Annotated in this window: 23 protein-coding genes, 1 pseudogene and 1 riboswitch; of the genes and pseudogenes, 2 read left to right on the top strand and 22 right to left on the bottom strand. The window is 34.6% G+C overall.

What is annotated here, in order from left to right:
* Window positions 1-9 precede the first annotated feature (9 nt).
* The 6 genes and pseudogenes from BLV37_RS12610 to guaB all read right to left on the bottom strand — a co-directional run bounded on the left by BLV37_RS12610 (window position 10) and on the right by guaB (window position 5340).
* Window positions 10-1530 carry an Eco57I restriction-modification methylase domain-containing protein gene (locus BLV37_RS12610; RefSeq protein ID WP_091732128.1) on the bottom strand — a complete coding sequence of 507 codons (1521 nt, stop codon included), beginning with the start codon at window positions 1528-1530 and terminating at the stop codon, window positions 10-12.
* Window positions 1520-2185, bottom strand: a complete 666-nt coding sequence (locus BLV37_RS12605) for a DNA methyltransferase family protein (protein ID WP_091732125.1) — start codon at window positions 2183-2185, stop codon at window positions 1520-1522. The genes BLV37_RS12610 and BLV37_RS12605 overlap by 11 nt, the downstream gene beginning before the upstream one ends.
* 13 nt (window positions 2186-2198) lie before the next feature.
* Complete coding sequence (locus BLV37_RS12600; protein ID WP_091732122.1) at window positions 2199-2399, bottom strand: helix-turn-helix domain-containing protein; 201 nt, start codon at window positions 2397-2399, stop codon at window positions 2199-2201.
* Window positions 2400-2500: 101 nt separating this feature from the next.
* Window positions 2501-2635: a hypothetical protein gene (locus BLV37_RS15460; protein ID WP_280140147.1), complete on the bottom strand. Its 135-nt coding sequence runs from the start codon at window positions 2633-2635 to the stop codon at window positions 2501-2503.
* Window positions 2636-2907: 272 nt separating this feature from the next.
* Window positions 2908-3843: pseudogene (gene guaA, locus BLV37_RS12595) on the bottom strand (glutamine-hydrolyzing GMP synthase); the annotation flags it as partial.
* Between the two features lie 39 nt (window positions 3844-3882).
* Window positions 3883-5340: an IMP dehydrogenase gene (gene guaB / locus BLV37_RS12590; protein WP_091732117.1), complete on the bottom strand. Its 1458-nt coding sequence runs from the start codon at window positions 5338-5340 to the stop codon at window positions 3883-3885.
* A gap of 204 nt (window positions 5341-5544) precedes the next feature.
* A riboswitch (purine riboswitch) is annotated at window positions 5545-5646 on the bottom strand.
* A gap of 249 nt (window positions 5647-5895) precedes the next feature.
* On the opposite strand from guaB, the gene BLV37_RS12585 reads away from it, so the two are divergent.
* Together BLV37_RS12585 and BLV37_RS12580 are read left to right on the top strand one after the other, a co-directional pair.
* The gene (locus BLV37_RS12585; RefSeq protein WP_091732116.1) at window positions 5896-6099 is read left to right on the top strand and encodes a hypothetical protein; all 204 of its coding nucleotides are present in this window, start codon (window positions 5896-5898) and stop codon (window positions 6097-6099) included.
* A 68-nt stretch (window positions 6100-6167) separates the two neighbouring features.
* Window positions 6168-6416, top strand: a complete 249-nt coding sequence (locus BLV37_RS12580; RefSeq protein ID WP_091732113.1) for a spore coat protein — start codon at window positions 6168-6170, stop codon at window positions 6414-6416.
* A 101-nt stretch (window positions 6417-6517) separates the two neighbouring features.
* On the opposite strand, the gene BLV37_RS12575 is transcribed toward BLV37_RS12580, so the two are convergent.
* The 16 genes from BLV37_RS12575 to BLV37_RS12500 all read right to left on the bottom strand — a co-directional run.
* On the bottom strand, window positions 6518-6811 hold the full coding sequence (locus BLV37_RS12575) for a hypothetical protein (RefSeq protein WP_091732109.1): 294 nt from the start codon (window positions 6809-6811) through the stop codon (window positions 6518-6520).
* 127 nt (window positions 6812-6938) lie between these two features.
* Window positions 6939-7130 (bottom strand): asparagine synthase, encoded by a 192-nt coding sequence (locus tag BLV37_RS12570; RefSeq protein WP_091732143.1) that lies wholly within the window; start codon window positions 7128-7130, stop codon window positions 6939-6941.
* 194 nt (window positions 7131-7324) lie between these two features.
* Complete coding sequence (groL, locus tag BLV37_RS12565) at window positions 7325-8959, bottom strand: chaperonin GroEL (protein ID WP_091732107.1); 1635 nt, start codon at window positions 8957-8959, stop codon at window positions 7325-7327.
* Window positions 8960-9054: 95 nt separating this feature from the next.
* Window positions 9055-9336 (bottom strand): co-chaperone GroES, encoded by a 282-nt coding sequence (locus BLV37_RS12560; protein WP_091732104.1) that lies wholly within the window; start codon window positions 9334-9336, stop codon window positions 9055-9057.
* A 283-nt stretch (window positions 9337-9619) separates the two neighbouring features.
* A complete protein-coding gene (locus BLV37_RS12555) occupies window positions 9620-10315 on the bottom strand; it encodes a DUF554 domain-containing protein (RefSeq protein ID WP_091732103.1) in 696 nt (231 codons plus the stop codon).
* An 81-nt stretch (window positions 10316-10396) separates the two neighbouring features.
* Complete coding sequence (locus BLV37_RS12550) at window positions 10397-11275, bottom strand: DNA-3-methyladenine glycosylase family protein (RefSeq protein WP_091732101.1); 879 nt, start codon at window positions 11273-11275, stop codon at window positions 10397-10399.
* A gap of 151 nt (window positions 11276-11426) precedes the next feature.
* Window positions 11427-12716, bottom strand: a complete 1290-nt coding sequence (locus tag BLV37_RS12545) for a purine-cytosine permease family protein (protein ID WP_091732099.1) — start codon at window positions 12714-12716, stop codon at window positions 11427-11429.
* Window positions 12717-13120: 404 nt separating this feature from the next.
* The gene (locus BLV37_RS12540; protein WP_091732096.1) at window positions 13121-13990 is read right to left on the bottom strand and encodes a DMT family transporter; all 870 of its coding nucleotides are present in this window, start codon (window positions 13988-13990) and stop codon (window positions 13121-13123) included.
* A gap of 121 nt (window positions 13991-14111) precedes the next feature.
* Window positions 14112-14699 (bottom strand): amino acid synthesis family protein, encoded by a 588-nt coding sequence (locus BLV37_RS12535; protein ID WP_091732094.1) that lies wholly within the window; start codon window positions 14697-14699, stop codon window positions 14112-14114.
* Window positions 14700-14730: 31 nt separating this feature from the next.
* Complete coding sequence (locus tag BLV37_RS12530; protein WP_091732091.1) at window positions 14731-15576, bottom strand: hypothetical protein; 846 nt, start codon at window positions 15574-15576, stop codon at window positions 14731-14733.
* 2 nt (window positions 15577-15578) lie between these two features.
* A complete protein-coding gene (locus tag BLV37_RS12525; protein ID WP_091732089.1) occupies window positions 15579-17096 on the bottom strand; it encodes a 4Fe-4S binding protein in 1518 nt (505 codons plus the stop codon).
* A gap of 18 nt (window positions 17097-17114) precedes the next feature.
* Window positions 17115-18275: an amidohydrolase family protein gene (locus tag BLV37_RS12520; protein ID WP_091732087.1), complete on the bottom strand. Its 1161-nt coding sequence runs from the start codon at window positions 18273-18275 to the stop codon at window positions 17115-17117.
* 107 nt (window positions 18276-18382) lie between these two features.
* A complete protein-coding gene (locus BLV37_RS12515) occupies window positions 18383-19249 on the bottom strand; it encodes an isocitrate lyase/PEP mutase family protein (RefSeq protein ID WP_091732085.1) in 867 nt (288 codons plus the stop codon).
* A gap of 23 nt (window positions 19250-19272) precedes the next feature.
* The gene (locus BLV37_RS12510; protein WP_244270541.1) at window positions 19273-20688 is read right to left on the bottom strand and encodes a glutamate mutase L; all 1416 of its coding nucleotides are present in this window, start codon (window positions 20686-20688) and stop codon (window positions 19273-19275) included.
* Between the two features lie 6 nt (window positions 20689-20694).
* Window positions 20695-21843 (bottom strand): 2-methylaconitate cis-trans isomerase PrpF family protein, encoded by a 1149-nt coding sequence (locus BLV37_RS12505; protein WP_091732079.1) that lies wholly within the window; start codon window positions 21841-21843, stop codon window positions 20695-20697.
* A gap of 61 nt (window positions 21844-21904) precedes the next feature.
* A partial coding sequence (locus BLV37_RS12500; protein WP_143031524.1) for a cobalamin-dependent protein occupies window positions 21905-23175 on the bottom strand: 1271 nt, incomplete at its 5' end.

Raw genomic sequence — 23175 nt, 5'->3', positions numbered from 1 at the left:
TTATCACTCCTATTCCATTGGCTTAATCATTGATTCGATAAAATCAATTTCTTCTTGGTTTAGACCGTACTTTTTATATAGTTCTTCATCTGTCCATGGTTTAGAAAAATCTTGGATTGGTACAAAAGTAAATACATTCTTAGATAAGTTTATAGAACTCATAGATTGCAATATTAAAAATCGAACAAACCTACTTTTAAGATATAATAAAAGATTATTAGCCTCTGTTTCATTATTAAAATTACCTACAACAAAATATGAATGTGTACAAACTTCCCCTGGGGATAATACTTTCATTGATGAAGTCATTACCCTAAACTTCCCATCCCTTCCAGGTTCTCCTGCATGTTCGGAGCTTGTTTTGCTAACCATTACCTTATATTTATCAAGGGTATCGAATCCTTTACTAATTTCATCCCTAGAAATATAACTAGTTCCTGCACTTGTATGAAGAATCAAATCTTGATCACTTGAACGAGTAGCTTTTCCTCTATAGTTAGTAGGTAATCCATATGGTGTTAATGAACTTACATATTCAATAATATTTTCCTCATCTAAAGATAGTACTTTATGAATAATATCGACAGATTCATTATATCTCACTAAAACAGGAAATTCATCCAATCTTCTTATTGCGGTACTTTCGTTACTACCATTAATGTTTGTGACTGTACATTCTCCAGAATATTCCCTACTCCAAAGGAAGTAACAAACACCACCACTTATGCTGTTAAATGGGAAACAATCTTTTGCATTTGCGTAATCTACTAAATGACTTATTCTATTATCAGATATCATAGTATCCCGAAAATCATCCAACCCCATTCCCCCTGCAAACCATCGAGAAGGAATAATCATAGAAAGATATCTAGGATTAAGTTTTTTGGCTTGTTCAACAAATAAATGGTAAATTGGCTTTGCTTGTCTACCGTAACCCCCTGTGTCAAGTTGATAAGGTGGATTTCCTATTATTACATCAAATTTCATATTAAATATCTCCTCTGGTTTTTTTCTATGTATAAATTCATATGCGTGAGTTTCTAATTCATCACTTCTCTTATATTCTGATTTAGATGCCCCACAATACTTACATCTATTTCCTTCCCATGTATGTTCAATAATATTATATTTAATATTTCCTACTGGATTGTCAAAGGTACTAAAGGAAAATATACTATTAGGATACTTAGACCCATAAATACTTCTTCTAGAAAGTAAACTAGTAAGTTCTGTGATGGCAATTCCATATAATTGATTATGGAAAATATGATCTAACCTTTCTTGTAAATCTGGTATTTCATCCTTTAATCCATCAATTAAACGTTTGGCAATCTCCCTTAGAAATACTCCTGACTTACAGGCGGGATCCAGAAAAGTAGCCTCTGGATTAGACCATAAATCCCCTGGCAATAAATCTAACATTTGATTTGCAATTTCTGGTGGTGTAAACACCTCATCATTTGAAAGATTAGCAAGGGTTGACAAGACATCTGGATTATACATATTTGAGTACAAATCTTTATTCAGCATATTGTACCCTCCTATAATCCATAAGAGGATATTCTTTTAAGGGTGCTGGAATTAAGGCCTGAATTTCTTCATCATATTCCCATCCCATCATGAATATTGAGATTTGTTCCTGATGCCCTGCTAGTAATTCATCAAATCTATAGTCCCTTCTTTTCATCATATTTCCACTAACCAAAGACCATTCTGAAAATATAATTGGATCACCTTCCAATGTTTCCATTGTTAAGGCATCTCCATGCAAAATATTTCTAGATAATATATATATTACTGCATCACGACAATCATCATTAGCTTCTTCCTTGCATACTTTTGTATATTCTTCATCAAAAATAGAAAACATACGGTCACGACATTCTAAAACATTATCTTCTAAAATATCTACACCATAAATACTAGTAATGGCTACTACGGCATATTTTTCATAATCAGATTTATTCTTTAAATATCTGCTTTTTACTACCTTTAGCTTTCTGTTTAGAATCTCTGCAAGGAAATTTCCTGTTCCACATGCTGGTTCTAAAAAACGGCTATCTATTCTTTCTGTTTCTTGTTTTACTAGGTCTAACATAGCATTAACTTCTCTTTCTGAAGTAAATACCTCTCCATGATCTGCTATTCTTTGTTTTGATTTAACTTGGTTGTTGAGTTTCTCCATAAATCATACCCCTTTATCCTTTATAACTAATAATATCTCCTATATCACATTCTAATTCTTTACATATCCTTCCCAATACATCTAAGCTAACATTTTCATCCTTACCCATACGGGCTAAAGTAGTTGAGGACATACCTGTTCTTTTTCGAAGTTCTTCTTTATTCATTTTCTTGTCAATTAGTAGTTTCCATAATTTGTCATAATTGTATCCCATAGTGGCCTCCATTTTATAAAGGTTTACTTTTTATATTTAAAGATATTATAACATATATTGCCTAAATATGGGCAAAGAAAAAGGCCCTTTCAGTCCCTTTTCTACAAACTATACACTATTATATGCTTTATCTGCTCATCTATTATCACATCTATCTGATTCATTAGCTTTACCCATTCATTGTAATTCTCTGTTTTCATTCCCCCGTTACGTCCTGTGCAATTTGGGATTGACATTTACACTCTCCAGACCTTCATATATCTTGGAGTTTCTAACTGTATATGGACACCCAAATGAATATAATCAAAATAATAATAGTACTATTTTAGTACTTTCAAAAAATAAAAAAGTCTTGGTCCCTCTGTTTCCAAAGGTTCCAAGACTTTTGTTTGCTACTCCACACCGTAGGTTTCGGACTTCTACCTCCTTACAGTCGGTAGAAATCTCGCCAACCCTGACAGGTGTAGTACCTACAGTTCAACTTCACTATCGCTCGTTTCACTGGGTACTACTCCCACTCAATAGTAGCAGGAGGTTTAGTTGTCACATCATATACTACTCTATTAACTCCTTCTACTTCGCTTGTTATCCTTTTTGATACTTTTTCAAGTACTTCATAAGGGATTCTTGCCCAATCAGAGGTCATTCCATCTGTTGAATGTACTGCTCTTAGAGCTATTGTGTGGAAATATGTTCTTTCACCATTTACTACTCCTACGCTTTTTATATTAGGAAGCGCTGCAAAGTATTGCCAGATTTTATTTTCTAGACCTGCAATTTTTATTTCTTCTCTAAATATCCAGTCTGCTTCTCTTACAATTTTAAGCTTTTCTTCAGTTATCTCGCCTAATACTCTTACACCAAGTCCTGGTCCTGGAAATGGCTGTCTGTTAACTACTTCATCTGGTATGCCTAGCTGTCTGCCTACTTCCCTAACTCCATCTTTGTAAAGAGTTTTAAGAGGCTCTACTAGTTCAAAATCAACATCCTCTGGAAGTCCGCCCACATTGTGATGACTTTTTACAATAGCGGCTCCATCAGCACCGCTTTCCACTATATCTGGATATATGGTTCCCTGTACTAAGTAGTCAATATGACCAAGCTTGTTTTTTTCCTCTTCAAATACTCTTATAAACTCTTCTCCTATTATCTTTCTCTTCACTTCAGGGTCAGTTACTCCCTTAAGCTTGCTTAAAAATCTTTCCTGAGCATTTACTCTTATAAGATTCATATGGAATCTATTTCTAAAGACTTCCTCTACTTGATCACCTTCGTTTTTTCTTAGGAGTCCATGATCTACAAATACACAGGTAAGATTGTTCCCAATGGCTCTATGGACTAATACTGCTGCTACAGAGGAATCTACTCCTCCTGATAATGCACATATTGATTTTTTGTCACCTATGACATTTTTTATCTCTTCAATTGACTTTTCTACAAAATTCTCTGGTATGCTACTCATTTATATTCCTCCATTTATTATTTAGTAGGTTTTACTATAGTTTGGAGCTTCTTTTGTAATATAAACATCGTGAGGATGACTTTCTAATAATCCTGCATTAGTTATTTTTATAAATTGACTCTTTTCTTTTAGATCTTCAATAGTTGCAGTGCCACAATAACCCATTCCAGCCTTTAAGCCACCTATCATCTGGTAGACTATGTCACTTAAAGGACCTCTATATGGTACTCTTCCCTCTATTCCTTCTGGAACAAGCTTTTTATTATTCTCTTGGAAATATCTGTCCTTACTTCCAGCCGCCATAGCACCAAGGGAGCCCATGCCTCTATAAACCTTAAATCTTCTTCCTTCGTATAGCTCCATTTCTCCAGGACTTTCCTCTGTTCCTGCAAACATTGAGCCTATCATAACTACATCTGCGCCTGCTGCTATGGCCTTAACTATATCTCCAGAATATTTTATCCCACCATCTCCTATTATAGGTATACCATATTTTTTAGCTGCTTGGGAGCAATCATATATTGCGGTGATTTGAGGTACTCCTACACCTGCTACTACTCTAGTAGTACATATTGAGCCTGGTCCTATGCCAACCTTTACTGCATCTGCTCCGGCTCTTATAAGCTCTTCTGTTGCCTCTGCTGTGGCTACATTCCCTGCTATAAGCTGTAAATCAGGGTATTCCTTCTTTATCCTTTCAACAGCCTCTATAACACCTTTTGAATGGCCATGAGCTGTATCTACAACTATTACATCTACTTTAGCTTTAACAAGGGCTTTTACTCTGTCCATAATGTCTAATGTAACGCCAACTGCTGCCCCAGCTAGCAATCTACCTGTTTTATCCTTTGCCGCATTAGGATATTCTAATGTTTTTTCAATATCCTTTATAGTTATCAAGCCTACTAAGGTTCCATTAGCATCAATCAGGGGAAGTTTTTCTATTTTATATTTCTTCATTTTTTCTTGAGCCTCATCCATAGTTATACCCGGTTCTGCAGTAATTAAATTCTCTTTTGTCATCACATCAAATATTTTCTTAGAAGAATCTGTTTCAAATCTTATATCTCTATTTGTTATTATTCCTACTAGCTTTTTATTTTCATCAATTATAGGAACTCCTGATATTCTATATCTTTCCATTAATTCAAGGGCATCTGACAATATATGATTTGGTGACAAATAGAATGGATCTGTTATTACTCCATGCTCTGATCTTTTTACCTTATCTACCTCCATAGCTTGGTTTTCAATAGACATATTTTTATGGATTATTCCAATACCACCTTCTCTAGCAATTGCTATAGCCATTCTACAATCTGTTACCGTATCCATTCCAGCACTCATAATAGGAATGTTAAGCTTGATTTTTTTTGTAAGATTTGTATTTGTTCTTACATCCTTTGGGAGTATTTCTGATTTTGCTGGTACTAAAAGTACATCGTCAAAGGTTAATCCTTCTTGAATAAATTTTTCCATTTATATAGCCTCCTGTAGTTTAAATTAATAATTAACAATTAAGAATTAGTAGCTACTAGATTCTAGCTGTTAGCTCTTAGTTCTTGGTTCTTAGCTTCTGCTAACAGCTAGGAACTAAGAACTAATAATAAAACAAAAAACACAATTCCTTGAGTGGAATTGTGTATGAAAACAAAATAGCTGCTAGATTTATAACTTCCAGCTATTATATATTATTCCACTCATAGTCGGAAAATTTACGGTAACCCGGTAGAGACTTCCCAGCCATATTCTAGGAGATATATGAGTTTGTTCTGTATATTATTCTTTTAAATTTAACAAAAGATTAATAGATTGTCAAGGAAAATACATATAGTTTTATTATAAACATTTCTTAATATAATATTTAAAGCATTATATATAAATAAGCTATTTAAATCTCTTATTGCTTTTACACTATTTTTCATTTCATCTATTTTATTGTTTAATGTTTCATTTTTTACATGCTATATAAATTGTGAAAACAGGTATAATAATTGTACAATATTTGTTGGTATTTCAATTGGAGGTGGTAGATTGAAAAGCAACCAGAGCTTAAGGAATGTTGATTGCAAAATGCAACATCTAATGGAGGAGCTATTAACTCAAGAATTACTGCTTGCAAAAAAATGCTCCGCATACAGTAATACTATTTTTGATAGCGAGCTTAAAAACATTTGCTATATTGCAGGTAAAAAGCATGAGGATAATTATAATCTTTTATTGTCTTATTTAAGCTAATCTTTTCATTTGACAAAGACTTTAGATATTCCAGTAAGAAAAATCTATTTAAAGGAGAGGAATTATCTATGTATATAGATAAATACCTTACGGAAAAAGATTTATTGACTGATCTTGTTTATTCTCAAAGGCAAATATGGAATACATATGACTGTGCATTAATAGAGTCTTCCTGCCAAGACTTAAAGGAAATTCTTTTAAAATGTCAATTGAATATTCTTCAAAACCAGTCTTCTATTTCAAAGGCCATGGAAATAAGAGGGTGGAGTGCTGTTAATCCAGCTAGTGAAAACAAAATAGAGAGTTTTATTCATTAAGCATAATTCAAAACTAGAATAACATACAAATCTGCCAAGGAAATATGTTTTTCCTTGGCATAATATACGCCTTTATAGTTGCTTACATCTTAATTTCAAGATTACCTTTTAGCCTTTCTTGCTTTTGGATCTGCTATCATTTCATATCCACCCATAGATGTTATACTTACAATTATTGCATTGATAACTGTAAGTACTATTCCCTGGATACCCTGTCCTGACCTTGCGAATACGAAGTTCAATATTAGTGCTATTATAAAGGTATATAGTCTAACATAAGCATCACCAAGCTTATTTTTTACTATGCTCTTAGTAAATTGAACTATTATGCTTACAGCTGCTACTAAGCCAGCAAATGTGGCTAGTGTTGAAATTGATATAAAATCATTATACATTATGGTTCTCCCCCTTTATAGCTTATTAGTTAAATGTAAGCTATATAATTTTCTATATTATCTACTATGCAAAATTTCAAAAAAAGTTACCCATATTAAAAGCAGGGGCATAAAACCCCTGCTAAATCTATCTTCCTTGAAATAAGTCTATACTTCCTAATACAATGTGGGCTAAACCAAATCCTACTAAGCCTGTGGCTATCATAGTACCTACTTCATTTTTTTGTATTCCTCTTCTTCTAATGTCTGGAACCCTAGTTGCTAGAGCTGCTCCAGTAACTGCTGTTCCTAACAACGTTGGTATCAACCCTTCTCGTATCATATAAACCCTCCTCTTATAGTAGATAGATTCTAAGTTATTATTTCTATTTAATACTCCATATATTCAAAAAGGTAATATATAAAAAACAAAAAACTCTGCATAAGTCTAATAAACTTATACAGAGTCTCTAATACTAGCAATGTGTTTGCTGGATGTTAAATCTATTGTTCCTAATAGATTTAGGGTCTTTACTACATCATTCCGCCCATTCCACCCATGCCGCCCATTCCGCCCATGCCTGGAACGTCTTCTTCTGGTAGGTCAGCTACTACTGCTTCTGTGGTTAATACCATAGCAGCTACTGATGCAGCGTTTTGAAGTGCTGATCTAGTTACTTTTGTTGGGTCTACTATACCAGATTCTATCATGTTAACATATTCTTCATTAAGTGCGTCAAAGCCTATACCTTTTTCGCTTGCTTTAACTTTTTCAGCTATTACAGAGCCTTCTAATCCAGCATTTGCAGCTATTTGTCTAACTGGCTCTTCTAAAGCTCTTAGGATTATGCTTACTCCGGTTTTTTCATCTCCGTGGGAAGCTTCTAATAATTCTTCAACTGCTGGTATAACGTTCATTAATGCAACTCCACCACCAGAAACTATACCTTCTTCAACTGCAGCTCTTGTAGCAGCTAATGCATCCTCAATTCTAAGCTTTCTTTCTTTTAACTCTGTTTCTGTTGCTGCTCCAACTTGGATAACTGCAACTCCACCTGATAGCTTAGCAAGTCTTTCTTGAAGTTTTTCTTTGTCAAACTCAGATGTTGATTCTTCTATTTGTGATTTTAATTGTCTAATTCTATCTTTAATATCTGATTGCTCACCAGCACCATTTACTATTGTAGTATTTTCTTTGTCAACCTTTACAGTTTGAGCTCTTCCTAGCATTTCTAATGTAGCTTCTTTTAAATCATATCCTAATTCTTCTGATATTACTTCTCCACCCGTAAGAATAGCAATATCTCTTAGCATATCTTTTCTTCTATCTCCAAATCCAGGTGCTTTAACTCCTACGCAAGTAAATGTTCCTCTTAGCTTGTTAACTACTAATGTTGCTAATGCTTCTCCTTCGATGTCTTCTGCAATAATCATTAATTGCTTTCCTTGTTGTACTATTTGCTCTAATATTGGAAGTATTTCTTGAATATTAGTTATTTTCTTGTCTGTAATTAAAATATATGGATTTTCTAATACAGCTTCCATCTTCTCTGTATCTGTTACCATATATGGTGATAGGTATCCTCTATCAAACTGCATACCTTCAACTACGTCAAGAGTAGTTCCCATGGATCTTGATTCTTCAACTGTTATAACTCCATCCTTACCTACCTTATCCATAGCCTCTGCTATTAATTGTCCTATTTCATCATCACCAGCTGATATAGATGCAACCTGAGCTATAGATTCTTTGCTTTCAACTGGTTTTGAAAGAGTTTTTATTTCATCTACTGCCACATTTACTGCCTTATGTATACCTTTTTTAAGTATCATTGGGTTAGCACCTGCAGCAACGTTCTTTAATCCTTCTCTAATAATTGCTTGAGCTAATATTGTAGCTGTAGTAGTTCCATCTCCTGCTACATCATTAGTTTTTGTAGCTACTTCTTTAACTAATTGTGCTCCCATATTTTCATATTTATCTTCAAGCTCAATTTCACGAGCTATTGTCACACCGTCGTTTGTAATAAGAGGTGAGCCAAATTTTTTATCTAAAACAACATTTCTTCCCTTTGGTCCTAAAGTCACCTTTACTGTATCTGCTAGCTTGTTTATTCCTTTCTCCATAGCACGACGTGCTTCTTCACTAAATCTAATTTCCTTAGCCATTATATTCACACTCCTTTAATTTTGTTGAACTCATAATATTACTTTAGAATTATTCATGTTCGAAACTGTGAAGGTATATTTAATTTAATATTTTCCTATTGAACAACTGCTAATATATCAGCAAGCTTAACTATTGTGTACTCAACTTCATCAACCTTAATTTCAGTTCCTGCATATTTAGAGAATATAACCTTGTCGCCTACTTTAATTTCATCTTTTTTCTTTTCGTCCTCAGTGATTCCAGCTCCTACAGCTACAACCTCTGCTATTTGTGGCTGCTCTTTAGCTGAGCTTGGAAGTACTATACCACTCTTAGTTTTTTCTTCAACTTCTACCTTTTTAATAACTACTCTGTCGCCTAATGGTTTAATATTCATGCTTAACCCTCCCTGTTTATTTTAAAAAATTTTTTCTTTTTAAATTTGTTAGCACTCTCTCGTGCTGAGTGCTAATTCTTACAACATATATGTTACCTAAAGCTTTTTATAGAATCAAATGCTGTTTTCCTGTGTATTTTGTCTTATTATGCCATTGTTATTGTTTATATGGTTTTATCTTGTGTTTTCATTGTTTTTCTCCGTTTGCTTTGTCGTTGTGTGTGCAAAGAATATTACAGTTTTTCTCTTAATTTTTTTGCTATTCTTTATGTCCTTTTATCACCTAAAATAATCTATTAATTACTAGGGTAAAAATGAAATATATAATAGGAATAAATATTGAAGGAAGCATATTACCTATTTTAATTTTTTTAAGTCCTAAAAGGTTAATGCCTATGCCCATAATTAGAATTCCTCCAACAGCAGACATTTCTGTAATTACTCCCTCTGTTAAGAAAATCTTCATTGTGTTAGCAGTTAATGTAATAAGTCCTTGGTATACTAGAACTGATAGGGATGAAAATGCTACTCCAATGCCTAAGGTAGAAGCAAATATAATAGAAGTGACTCCGTCTAAAATAGATTTAATAAAGAGAGTCTGATTATTTCCAGTAAGTCCACTTTCTAATGCTCCTACTATTGCCATAGCTCCAACACAATATATTAGAGATGCTGTAACAAATCCATTTGAAATATTTGATGTTCCTGCACCTACTTTGCTTTCAATAATATTGCCTATATTTTGAAGCTTGTTTTCTATCTTTAGCCATTCTCCTATTATACTTCCCACTACTAAGCTTATGACCACTAATAACATATTCTCTGTTTTTATAGCGCCACTAATACCTATAACTAATACAGAAAGCCCTATGCCGTTCATTATTATATCTTTATAATTCTCTTTAAATCTATCCTTTAAAAATATACCTATAATACTTCCTAGAATTATTGCAAAAGCATTTGCTAAATTTCCTATCACGATTTTTCCCCCTTTTTTCTAACAGTAGTTGAACAATTGTTCAACTATTGTTCAACTATCGTTAAACTATCGTTCTTAATTCTATTTCCCTATCCCCAGCTCTCTGGCATAATAGAAAAGGTATTGCTGGGCATATCCTGCGTATTCTCCGAATTTATCCCTTCCGTATTCTTGTATTTTTTTAAGACTAGTATCCTCTTTCAAGTAGAAGTACTCCATAACCCTTTTAACCCAAACATCTATTGGAAATGCATCATATTTATTCATTGAAAATAACATAATACAATCAGAAACCTTTGGACCTACACCTGCAAATTTCATTAATTCGTTTCTCGAAGCCTCTGTTGAAAGGTCTTTAAGTCCATAAATATAAATTTCTTTGTTACATACCATGTTAGCACTGTTTAATATATACTTTGCTCTAAAGCCTACCTTACAGCCTTCAATTTCTTCTATGCTTTTATCCTTTAAACTTTCTGCTGTTGGAAAGCTATAATATTTTCTCCCATTATATTCTCCAATATATTCTCCATAGCTTTCACTTAATAGACCAATGGCTTTTTTTATCATAGGTATCCTGTTGTTTGCAGATATAATAAAGGATATAAGCATTTCCCATTCATCTTGCTTTAATATTCTTATACCATGACCAAAACCTATGGCTTCTTTTAATATTGGATCCTTAGATAGTTTATTCTTTATTTCTCCATAATCTCTATTTAAATCAAAATAATCTATCCATATTTCTTCAAAGTCCTCTAAGCTTGTATTTGAGAAGACAATATCCTCTCCATCTTTTCTAACATTTAAAATCTTTCCGTAAGCTACTCCCGTATAACTTCCGTCTTCTTCTATCTCCCATCTAAAGCATTGTCCACATTCAAAAACATGCTTTGGTTCAAAATGCTTTAGGTTTTTCATAATTACTTTATTACCTTCGGTATTCAAATTATATTTCATATCTTTTCCTCTCCACTTAATTAGTATCTAATTATTATACCACTTTTTATCTAAAAAAAATTTAAAATGCAAAAGAAATAAAGTCTAATTATTCTAATTGATTATAATAAAAAGCCCTCATTTTTTAAAATGAGGGCTTCAAATTATTGTTTTATGCTGATTTGACCTTTTTATCAAATAGTTTACTAAGTATTACATATACTAAACAGCTTGTTACTATACCTACTATTGGCGGAACAAAAACATCTGCCTTTAATGATATATAACTAGCTACTCCTGCTATAAGCCATGAGACAAGAGCAATTGCATTAACATTTAATTTTTCTTTTGAATTCTTAACGAAAAACTCTTCTCCAATAATTAATCCTGAAACTGGTGGTATTAACAATGATAAAAATTGGATTATAGGAAGTATGTGCTTGTATATTCCAAGTGCTGCAAATACAGCTGCTAATCCTGCTATAACTAATGCTATATGCTTGTGCTGTATCTTACCCTTTAATTTAGTCTCTTCTAATATGTTTTGAATAGCTAAGCTTGCACCGTAAATATTATTATCTTGAGTAGTCCATAAACAGAATATTGCTGCAAAGAAAGCTACTAAAGAAAGACCTAGTGCAGCCATTGCTACTGTAAAGTCCCCATTTCCTGTAGATATAGCAACTAATGCTCCTGCAAACTGTAAGCCTAAGCATCCTATAGAAAATGCAGCAATTCCCGCTATAACCAAATCTCTTGTACTTTTAGCAAATCTACAAACATCCGGAGTAATAGTAGCACCAAATACCCAACCGCCTATAATAGAAGATGTAGCTGCAGCAAATGAAATAGGCTTAGCTGGTATATAGCTAAGTACTTCACCAAAACCTCCAGTAGCCCTACCAACTGCAAAAACTCCTACTAAAGATAATACTAATGCCGCAGGCACACCTAAAAAGCTAATTATTTCTAGACCTTTATACCCTCTAATTGCAGATTGGGTCCATAATGCTATACATATAATTGCAGTAATTGATACTGGCAAGGTCCACCATGAGAAGGTGCTTTTTATTAATCTAGCAAATATATCCCCATTTAATGAAATCCATGTTACAGAAGAAATAGCCAACAGAATTGAAAATATACTTGAGCCTCTTTTACCGAAGGCTCTTCTAGATAAGAAAGAAGTAGATAATCCAGTTTTAAATGCCATGTATCCAGTAGCTAATACTATTGCCATAAGAACACCATTTCCTACTAGAAGTGTCATTACAGCTTTAGGAAATGTCATCCCTACTCCAACAGCACCACCTATAACAAAGTTTGATAGTGCAATTGGGTAGCCTGCAAGTACAAAAGTAAGGCTTATTAATGATTTTCTTTCAGAATCTGGAACCGGATTGAAAGCGTTTTCTGTACCTTTGTTTTCTACTACTGTTTTTCCATTAAGACTCTCAGCCAATTTAAACTCCTCCTTAATTTATTATTTTGCATTAATAAACTAAAAATGAATAGAAACCACCCTTTACTCTACCTATTGTTAAATAATTAATTTATTTATGCATAAGCCTCCTTTCAAAGTAAGAAATATGTAATAAATAGAAAATTAATACTGTGGTCTTATCTTTCTAGATAGCTAGGGTAAAAATTGGTTTCACCACATATAGAAGTAATGCATTTTTTATGCCAATTTCATGCATATTTATGGAGTATAAATAGGCCTTTTTCATAATATTTAGTCATTATTTTGTATGTTTTTTCATTTATGCAATACTTTTTTAAATGCGTGTAGAAAAATGTTGAAAACACTCGATTAGATAGCGTTTCATTATTGCAATGGTTTTTTCATTATTGCAATGGTTTTCATCATAATATTCTTTGTGACAGCCCATTTTCTCTTATATTTAACCTATAATTTATATACCCTGACAATATAATAACTAGGCCTCCAAATAAACTGAAAATATCAGGTAGTTCACCCCAAATAGCAAATCCAATTAATAAAGAAAACACTATGTTTATAAATAAATATATGGAGAGTTCACTGGCTGATGCAAAGCTATATGCGTATGCCATAAATATCTGGGCAGCAGCAGCAAATATACCTACTGATAATAGCTTTAATAGCTGTGGGACTCCAGATAGTACAAAACCATCTAAAAGCATCATAGGTATTACTGCCAAAGTAGATATTAACCCAAAGTAAAAGACTATAGTATCAGGACTATCTGTACGATTTAAATATCTTACCATTGTATAAGCTGCTCCTGCAAAAAATGCACCTGATAAGCCAATCAAGGCTGGTAATATAGAAAAGTCTAATCTAGGCTTTATTACAAATAAGGCTCCAACAAAGGCTAATATTATTGCATAAATTTGTTTTCTTGTTATTTTTTCTTTTAAAAATATTCCAGCAAGTATTATAACAAAGAAGGAAGATGTTTTATTTAGTATTTCTGATTCAGCAAGTGGTAGTTTAGAAATGGCATAATAATTTCCTGCTATGCCTAATAAGCCTAGAATACTTCTCATAAGCAATCCTTTTTTATTTTTCCCTACAAAGGATTTTTTCTTTTTCAATATCATAACGCTTGCAACTACTAGAGTTACAGAGTTTCTGAAAAACATTTTTTGAGATATGCTTATTTCTGGAACTGACTTGACAGCTGCAGCCATTAAAGCAAAACAAAGGGATGAAAATATCATAAGTATTACACCTTTTGTTTTATTTTTCATATGTATCTAGCCCCTTTATATAACACTGACCATGAGAATTTTCCTCATGGTCAGTTTTCTATTTGAATATACGGTGTTTATTTAGTGTCTAATTTGCATATACTGCCCTACTTATTAATGTCTATCTTAATCCGTCTTCACCTTTAACTTCTTCTATTTTAAGTCCACCTACTCTTGGATGAGGTCTTCCGCAATTTGTAACAGATAGAATAAGTACTAGCTCATTATCTCTTGGTGCATCTGGTACTCTTACTTCCATTGCATCGAAATGTGTTCTTACAAATGCTGCATCTTTGTAGTGTAGAGGTACATCTATTGCACAGCCTGGATATCCCATTTTTTTAGCTGAAGGAATAATTGCCTTTCCTCCACCTAATCCATCTCTAAATGGTTTTCCTAGTGTTGGGTGAAGTAATGCTGCTGCATGCTCTAATTCTCCATTGCCACCTACTATTGCAGCTTTACCATAGCTTTCTGCTTCATTTACTTCAATGCCTGCAGCCTTTAATGCTCTTTCTACTAAATCTGGTGTTACTGAAGCTGCCCAGTCTGATAATGGGGAAAGATCTTCTACATATTTTCCTGCATATGGGTTTTCAAATACTACTGCTATGGATACTCTTTTGTGTTCCTTTCCTTCAATTGCTTTTCCGCCATCAGCTTTAATTTCTTCTACAAAAGTATAATACTTTCTAATTTTCATATCCATTTGTGAAGCCTCCTCTAAAATAGTTGTTTTATTATAATTGTACTGATTCAACCTTTAAATTTTCTGGACATTTTACTATTATATCTTCTATGCAAATTATTGCTCCTTCTATTATGCCCCTATTATACAAATCCTCTGCTGCATTAAGTCCATTTAAAAGTGCTCTATACTTCTTTTCCTGACTAATTTCATTTACCTTAACTGTAATTAGCTGTCCTTTAATATCTGTTTCCGAATCAATTTCTTCTGCAAGACAGCGAATTATATTTTCATCCTCTACATTAGTCATATTTCCCAAATATGTGGCACATGCATCTGCTGTAGCTGCATCAGATGCTAAAGCAACTGCAGCAGTAGCTATGCCCTTAGTAAAGCTCCTTCCACCCATGCCGCTAGTACATATGCCATGGATGTTTTCATCTTTAGCAATTTCTAAAATCAGCTGTCTTTTTTCATCTTTTGTTGCATATGGAATCCCTACCTTAATAGATTTTCCTTCTAAATCTGTACAAGCTATGTCTCCACCATTGTTTACAATAACTCTAGTTGCTCCTAGCTCTACTGCTTTTTCTAGTGCTATATCGGAAAAGGATCCTGCTACAGCTCCAAGAGTATTAAGTTCATTATATCCACTTTTTTCAACAGCAATAATCATTTTGTTAAGGACCTCTGGAAACCTACTACTTGTGCTTGTATAGGCTCGCATGCTTTTTAAAGGGGGGATATATTGTATCAGCTTATTAAACTGATCTAAAACATGCCTTCCTGCCTCCAAGCCTATTTCGGCTTTCCTTTCTCCTTTTACATATGCATCTATTACCATTTGAATAGGACCGTGGTTAATAAATATTCTTTCATCTTGAAGCTTTTCAATCATAATTATTCCTCTTTCTCAAGCATTTTTAAAAGCTGATCTTTTGATATTATATGCTCTGTGTGTCCTCCTAGCTGTTCATATTTTTCTCTTGTCATAGTATATTCTACAGGTGCTACAGTTGCAGGAGTTGGAACCCAAGTAGTAGCTTCTGGTATCATCTTAGCCACATCTACCATAAAGTTTATTCCTCCTCCTGGAAGAATGAATACTGGTGCTCCAGCTACAGTCATTCTTATCTCTTCATTGTGAATAGCATCAGTTAGCTTTCTAGGGAAATTAGTAACTCCGGCTCTTGCACTTCCGCCTGTTCCTCCTGTGTAAATAACTGAAACTCTTGATTCTTCACAGGTATCTGAAATTATTTTTACTGCATCTAATACTTCATCGGTTATTGATATTTCTTTAACTGTACCATCTTCTTGAACTTCTAATAAAGCAGCTTTTTGTCCAGTTGTTTCTGTTACTAAAATCTTATAGCCTGGTTTTGCAATATTCATATCTACTGATACTACTGCATCTGTTGGGTTTACAATTTCTGTTCCACCCCAACCATGACCATGCTTTCCAAAATATCTTCCTCTTGTGCTTCTTACTCCATAAGGTACTACTCCGCTGTATTTCATTCCTACTTCTTCACCAGCAAAGTGCTCTGAAAGCAAACCTATAACATGGTAGTCTAATATAATAGCTTCATCTACAACTTTGCATAAATGTCTTGCAAACATTCCAACAGTAGCACTACCACAGCCTACTCTCATAAGCTTTTCTTTTACACCATCTATTACAGGAGCTTCTCCTTGCTGTAGCTCAAGAGTGCTTCCATTATCTACTTTTAGTGTTATTCTTCTACCATTAGCTAAATCTACTATGGTTCTTGCAACGATGAATCCGTCATTACCATTGCTTAGAAGATTTGCTCCACCTATAGTAAGCATTTTTGAACCATATTCTTCAGTTGTAATCATACCTACAACCTTACCATCTCTTTTTACCTTTGCGCCTTCTTCTCCTATGTGTAGGTTTGTATCTATTTTAACCTTTACACCACTATAGCTTAGAGGAGCCTCTGTAACCACCGTTACAACATCTACTCCCTTTATGCTGTCTTGAACAATAAATGGTGCAGGACGACAGCATGGATAGCTTGTTCCACTTCCTACTGCTGTTACATTTGGTTTATATGGTAATTTTTCTGTCTCTGGTACTTTTGTTATTGCATGGACAACAAGCTTTCTATTTCTAACTATTTCACCATCAACATTTGTATATCTTTTACATGCTCCTGTTCTTCCAACAGGTATTGTACAGTTAACAGGGCAGTGAGTACACTTTGTAGTGTTCTCTTTTTGTTCTTCAGTTCTTTCAATAGCCTTGAAAGGACATACTCTGACACATATACCACAGGATACGCATTTTTCATTTGTATATGCTTTTCTATCCTTTACCTCAATAGCATCTAGTGGACAGTTTTTAACGCATATGCTGCAGCCTTTGCATTTATCAAGAATAACATTAATCATAAATTGTCCCCTTTCTATTTAGCAAATAACAGCTCCATGTGTTGCAGGTGGTGTGTTTTTGCTCTTTGTAACCATTACTTCTCCATCTATTATTACCATTGACACTCCTGGAATATCTCCTGCTTCTAATGCCTTTAATGAGTTTTCTCCTATAGAGCCTAGAGGAGCGTCCATTATTACAAAATCTGCTTCTCTTCCTTCTTCAATAAGTCCAACATTTAATCCATATGTTTTAGCTGTGTTACCTGTTGCAAAGCAAATTGCTTCTTCTGCTGTTGCATCTGTTTCTGATGCTATATATGATATAGTTCTTAAAATTCCTAGTGGAATTATTCCTGAGCCTGATGGCGAATCATTGCCTATAATAATTCTTTCTAGCTGGTCTTTTTCTTTCACCATATTAACAGTATGTTTCATTACTTTATAGTTACCACACTGTACAAGCTCTAATGCCATATTTGTATTGTTTATTATTTTGTCAACTTCTTCAGGAGCTACTGCAGTAGGTCCACCATTAATATGTGACACCACATCTGGGTCTGTATTTATAACATCATCAGCTGTTATAGTACTGCTTCCTGGAATTGAAGTACCACCTGTATGCATCATTACCTTAAAGCCATGCTTCTTAGCCCATTTTACCATTGGTGCTGCTAATTCAGGGCTATTTACTGCTCCAAGTCCAACTTCTCCTACTAGCCATACTCCTTCTTTTGCAAGCTCTTCAAAATCACTTTCCACTAATCCTTTTTCAAGAATTAAGGCCCCGCCATGAAGCTTTACTCCACCTGGTCTAGCATTTTTAGAGCTTTTGTGTCCTAGTATTGCTAAAGCCTTAGTTCCAGCTGGATCTTTTGGTCTACCTGGTGTATGAGCCTCTCCTGCTGAAATCATTGTAGTTACTCCACCATGTAAGGAGCTGTTTATAAAGCCTATTGTGTTTTGTCTCGGAGTAAAATCTCCTAGTACTGGATGCACATGAGAGTCAATAAGCCCAGGTGCTACTGTTGTTCCTTTTGCATCTATTACCTTGTCACATTTAAACTCCTCTAGCAAGCTCTCATTACCTATTTTTAATATCTTGCCATCTTCTACTATGATAGTGTTCCCTTTTGAGATAGGATTTTTTACATCTCCTGTAACTAAAATGCCTATATTTTTGATACCTAATCTTGACATTATAACTACCTCCCTTTATTTTAGCTTATTTAACTCTAAAATCCAGTAAGGGCAAACTGTATAACGCTCTACTGAACTAAGTTCTAGTTTGTGTTAAAAGATATATTTTACTCTCTAACAAATTTTTCTTCAAGCTTTGCATATTCCCCTAATCCAACTAAGTCGTTAAACTCTGGGAATGTTATCATTTTGTCAATGCTCTTCGCAGTAGTTCCATCTGCTTTTAGTGCATCCATAAGTTCAAACATAGCTTTAGCAACTACATATGTTGATGCTGTTGGATATATAACTAAGTTATATCCTAGATCTTCTAATTCTTTATTTGTTAAAAGAGGTGTTCTTCCACCTTCAACCATGTTAGCAAGTGTTGGTACCTTTAATTCTTCATTTACTCTTTTCATTTCTTCTTCGTTTTCAACTGATTCTACAAATATTACATCTGCTCCAGCTGCTTCATATGCCTTAGCTCTTCTAATAGCTTCGTCTATTCCAAATACTGTACGAGCATCAGTACGAGCTATGATTACAAAATCTGGATCTTTTCTTGCTGCCTTTGCTGCTTCAATTTTTCCAACCATTTCTTCTAGGCTTACAACCTTTCTACCAAGCATATGTCCACATCTTTTAGGTGCTACCTGGTCTTCTAGCTGGATAGCCGCTACTCCTGCAGCTTCATATTCTTCAACTGTTCTCATTACTGTTATTGCATTACCAAAACCAGTGTCTCCATCTGCAATAACTGGTACATCTACAGCACTTGCAAATTTTCTAGCTCTATCTAGCATTTCAGTCATACTTAATAGCCCAATATCTGGCTTACCTAATACACTTGCAGCCTGTCCGTAGCCTGTCATGTATACTGCTTTAAATCCTGATTTTTCTATAACCCTTGCTGTTAGAGCATCATGTGCTCCTGGTGCCACAAGTATTTCTTTATCATTTAATAGTTGTCTTAATACAGTAGTTTTTTTCATTTCATTACCTCCGCTATTTGTAATTAGAATTGTTTTTTTAGTACCTGAAATGCATAGTCTTCATCGATTTGTGAGATAATGCCTCCAGTATATAATAAATAGTTTTCATCTATTAAAACCTTAGGTTCATTTGGCAATAGTGAAATACCTTTGTCCTTTAGTGCATTTAATATTATTTTTTTTCCCTCGGAGGGTTCTCTATGTGAAAAGATTCCCCCTACACCGATTATTGTATTCACATTTCGTAGGTCTCTGCCTACAGGCATCCCAGGCATAATACCTGTTATTGGGTCTGCAGCTGTAGAGATGTATCCTGCATGTCTTTTTAGAGCAACTTCAATAGCTGTTTCTGCTATAAAAGTGTCAAACATATGTTCCTTCTCGTTTTGAGCTATATGTCCGGGGATTCTCTCTATTTCTGTACAATATTGCACAAACTCCTCTAGTAGTTCTTCATCTTTAATTCCTCTTTTGTGAAAAATTGCCTTGGGGCTTATGGTATCCAATACACCCATGGCACTAATACGCATACCTAAGTTACCTTCCACAGTTCTGTAGGATACCTGCTTTTCATTGCTTACTATTAAGCCTATTTCTTCATCTTCTAGGTTTTCATATCTAGGTATTACAGAATGAATATCTGTAGTTGCTCCACCTAAATCCACTACTATAAGCTCTCCTAATCCCTTTTCTGAATATGTTCCCTTTGCAAGAAGCTCAGATGCCATAAGAACTGCACCAGGGGTGGGTATGACTTTATCATTAGTAATTTCCTCTTGTAATATGCTCAAGCCTTGCGCTTTAGTAATCTGTTTAATAAACTCTCTATGAATAGCTTCTCTAGCCTCTTTTACTCTAAGCTGATGAATAGTAGGCATAATATTAGGAACTCTAATATGTGGAATTCTTCCTTCCTTTAATATTCTTGCTACTTCAGCTTGAGCCTTTATATTCCCTGCAATGACAACTACACCCTTGACTTGACTTTCGACTATTAAAGAAGCATTTTCAATAAGAGATGACTCATCTCCAAAATCAGTTCCACCTGCAAGTAAAATAATATCTGGGTTTATTTCCTTCAAGATCTGTATTCTATATTCAGGAGGGTTTTCATTTGAAACTATTTCAAGTATTTTAGAGCCTGAATTCATTGCTACTTCCTTTGCAGCCTTTGCAGTTACTCTAGTCATATAGCCCATGGCTACCATTCTCAAGCCTCCTGCTGCACTACTTGAAGCAAGCACATGCTTAGCCTGGATATTATCTTCCTTTAATGCTTCTCTCATAATATCTCTGCCAGCCTTTATCCCTTTATATATATTATCTATTGTGGTTGGCGACTGTACAGTCGCCACCAATTCACAGTCTTTAAATAGCCTTTGCTTTGTATATGTGCTTCCTATGTCTATAATCAAGTAATCATATTTATACATTGCCATCATCCTTTATTTTACTGTATAACAGTTCCCGTCCATGATTCTTCTAGCTGTTCTATTTATAGCAGCTTTTTCAAGCTTCCAGCAATTATCTTCTTTGCTTGCAGCAACCTCTATAGTTATTACTCCAGCAGGATGTCCTATTCTAAGAATTTCATCCTTACCTTTTCCTTTAGCATTCATTGCTTCGTTTACTATTGTGCCTTCTATTCTTGCAGCTGCTCCAGTACAAATTGTTGCTGTGCCAGCATAGGTTTTATGAACAACCTGCATAAACATAAGTCTTGAAACAAAATCTACATCATTTTCACTTATTTCTTTTCCTTTTGTAAAGTCAACATAGTTCTGTGCAGGAGATACAAATGCTATCATTGGGAATGCTGGTGCTTCTTTTACTGCCTCTTCCCAGTTACTAACTAATCCCATCATCACTGCTGCTTTTCCTCTTATTTCTTCTAAGGTTTTTAACATAGCTTTGTTTTCATCTATTTGTGCAGGTGTTTCGATACCAGTTAGTCCTAAGTCCTTTGCTCTTACAAATACAACAGGGTTTGCTGCATCTACTAAGGAAGCTTCAATTTGGCCAAAGCCAGTTACATCAATCTTATCTATAACATTTCCTGTTGGAAGAAGCTTGCCAGTTGCAGCTCCTGCTGTATCTGAGAAATCAATCACTATCTCTGAGCCTGTTCCAGGAACTCCTGCTATACTATAATCTCCAGTAACTTTAGCTTTGCCATTTACAACCTCAACTCTTTCGATTATTAATTTACCTGTGTTAGTGTTGTGTACCCTAACTGTAGTATATGGCTCTTCAACCTTTACAAGACCCTCGTCTACTGCAAATGGTCCGACACCTGCAGAGATGTTACCACAGTTTCCTGAGTAGTCAATTTTTGCTGCTACATATGATACTTGACCAAAGGTATAGTCTACATCAGCATCTTCTCTTGTAGCTGGTCCTATTATGGCTAATTTACTAGTCAATGGATCTGCGCCACCTAAGCCATCTATTTGTCTAATGTCAGGGCTACCAAATATTTTTAAGATTAATTCATCTCTTTCTTCTTGAGCTTTAGGTAGATTTTCTTCTTTTATAAAGATACCCTTACTTGTCCCTGCTCTCATAATGACAACAGGTGTTTTTAATTGTTCCATTTTTATTCCTCCTCACACTGTCTAGTCTATGCAACAAGAATGTAAAACTTATTTATAATGCTTACTTGTTTTTCTTTTTCTCTAATTCTTCTTCTATCCATTTAACACATTCATCAAGGTCTGTTCCAGGTCCAAAGAAGTTATCAACACCTAAGAAGCCTGTGCCCTCATCATGTATTTTCTTTTCATACATTGCATGCTCTTCTTCTTTTTCTGCTATTCTACCACCTGCAAGTAATACTACATCATCTCTCAGTCCAAGCTCCTCTAGTCTCTTAGATACCCTAGGGAATAAAGTCATACCTAAGCCTAATAGGTTGCTTACACCAACTACACTCGCTTTTGTTTCTGCTGCAACCTCAGCTACTGTTTCTGGAAGGTTCATTCCTCTTAGGAATATTACCTCGTAGCCTGCTTTTTGAATAGCTTCTTTCACCATGTTTATTCCAACTACGTGTGCATCTGCTCCAACTGTTGCCAATACTACCTTTTCTTTTTTTGTAACTGGTGTTTCTTTTTGAACTTCTACATTTTCTTTAGTAATTGGCATATACTTTTCATCTACTCCAAGAGGAGTGTAGCCTTTTACATATCTTCTAATTCCGTCTTTGTCTCTGTTTGTTTTAACAAATCTCTTTAAATCCCATCCCCCTGCTCTAGGAGTATCTAAAATTCCACTTTTACCTGCTTCTACAATTAAGCTAATTAACTCTTCATCATCATATTGCTGCCAGAATTCTTCATTTATTTCTTCAGGCTTTAGCATTTCATCTCTCTTTAATGCAGCTGTTAAAACTGCCATTGCTTCAGCTTTTATTTCTTCTTTTCTTTCTTCGATAAACGGATCATTTATGTCTACCTTATAGGTTCCTTCAAATACATTTTGTGTTGCCCAAATAGCTCTAGCCATAGAATCACCAGTAGGTATACCTACATTTTCAGCAGCCTTTGGTCTATAGAAGTTTGCTCCTGCAAGCTTAGCACTCACTGCCATTCTAGCAAAGTGTGCTTGCTCTGCAATAAGGTCTGCTGGTGGGTTTTGGAAAGTTTCTGGAACTGCTATGATAAATTCACTCCAGATAGTTTCTCTAAAAGCTTTTACTAGAGCTAGGTCAGCAAGTATGTTAATACCACCAACGTTCATTTGTATAGCGCTCAACGCTCTATCTAATCCAGCCTTAACAGCTAACCCTTCTGATAAAAGAACCATAGCTAATGCCATTCCATCCGTACCCATTATGTTATTTATGTGCTTATGAGTATCTAATTGGATGAACATATTGTTTTCTGCACAAATTTGTATAGCCTTATAGCCATTTACTACCTTTGTTT

It is taken from the genome of Proteiniborus ethanoligenes (genome assembly GCF_900107485.1).
GTDB classification, from domain to species: Bacteria; Bacillota; Clostridia; order Tissierellales; family Proteiniboraceae; genus Proteiniborus; species Proteiniborus ethanoligenes.
The sequence above is the reverse complement of the archived record's forward strand: the minus strand, read 5'-3'. Positions and strand labels throughout refer to the sequence as shown.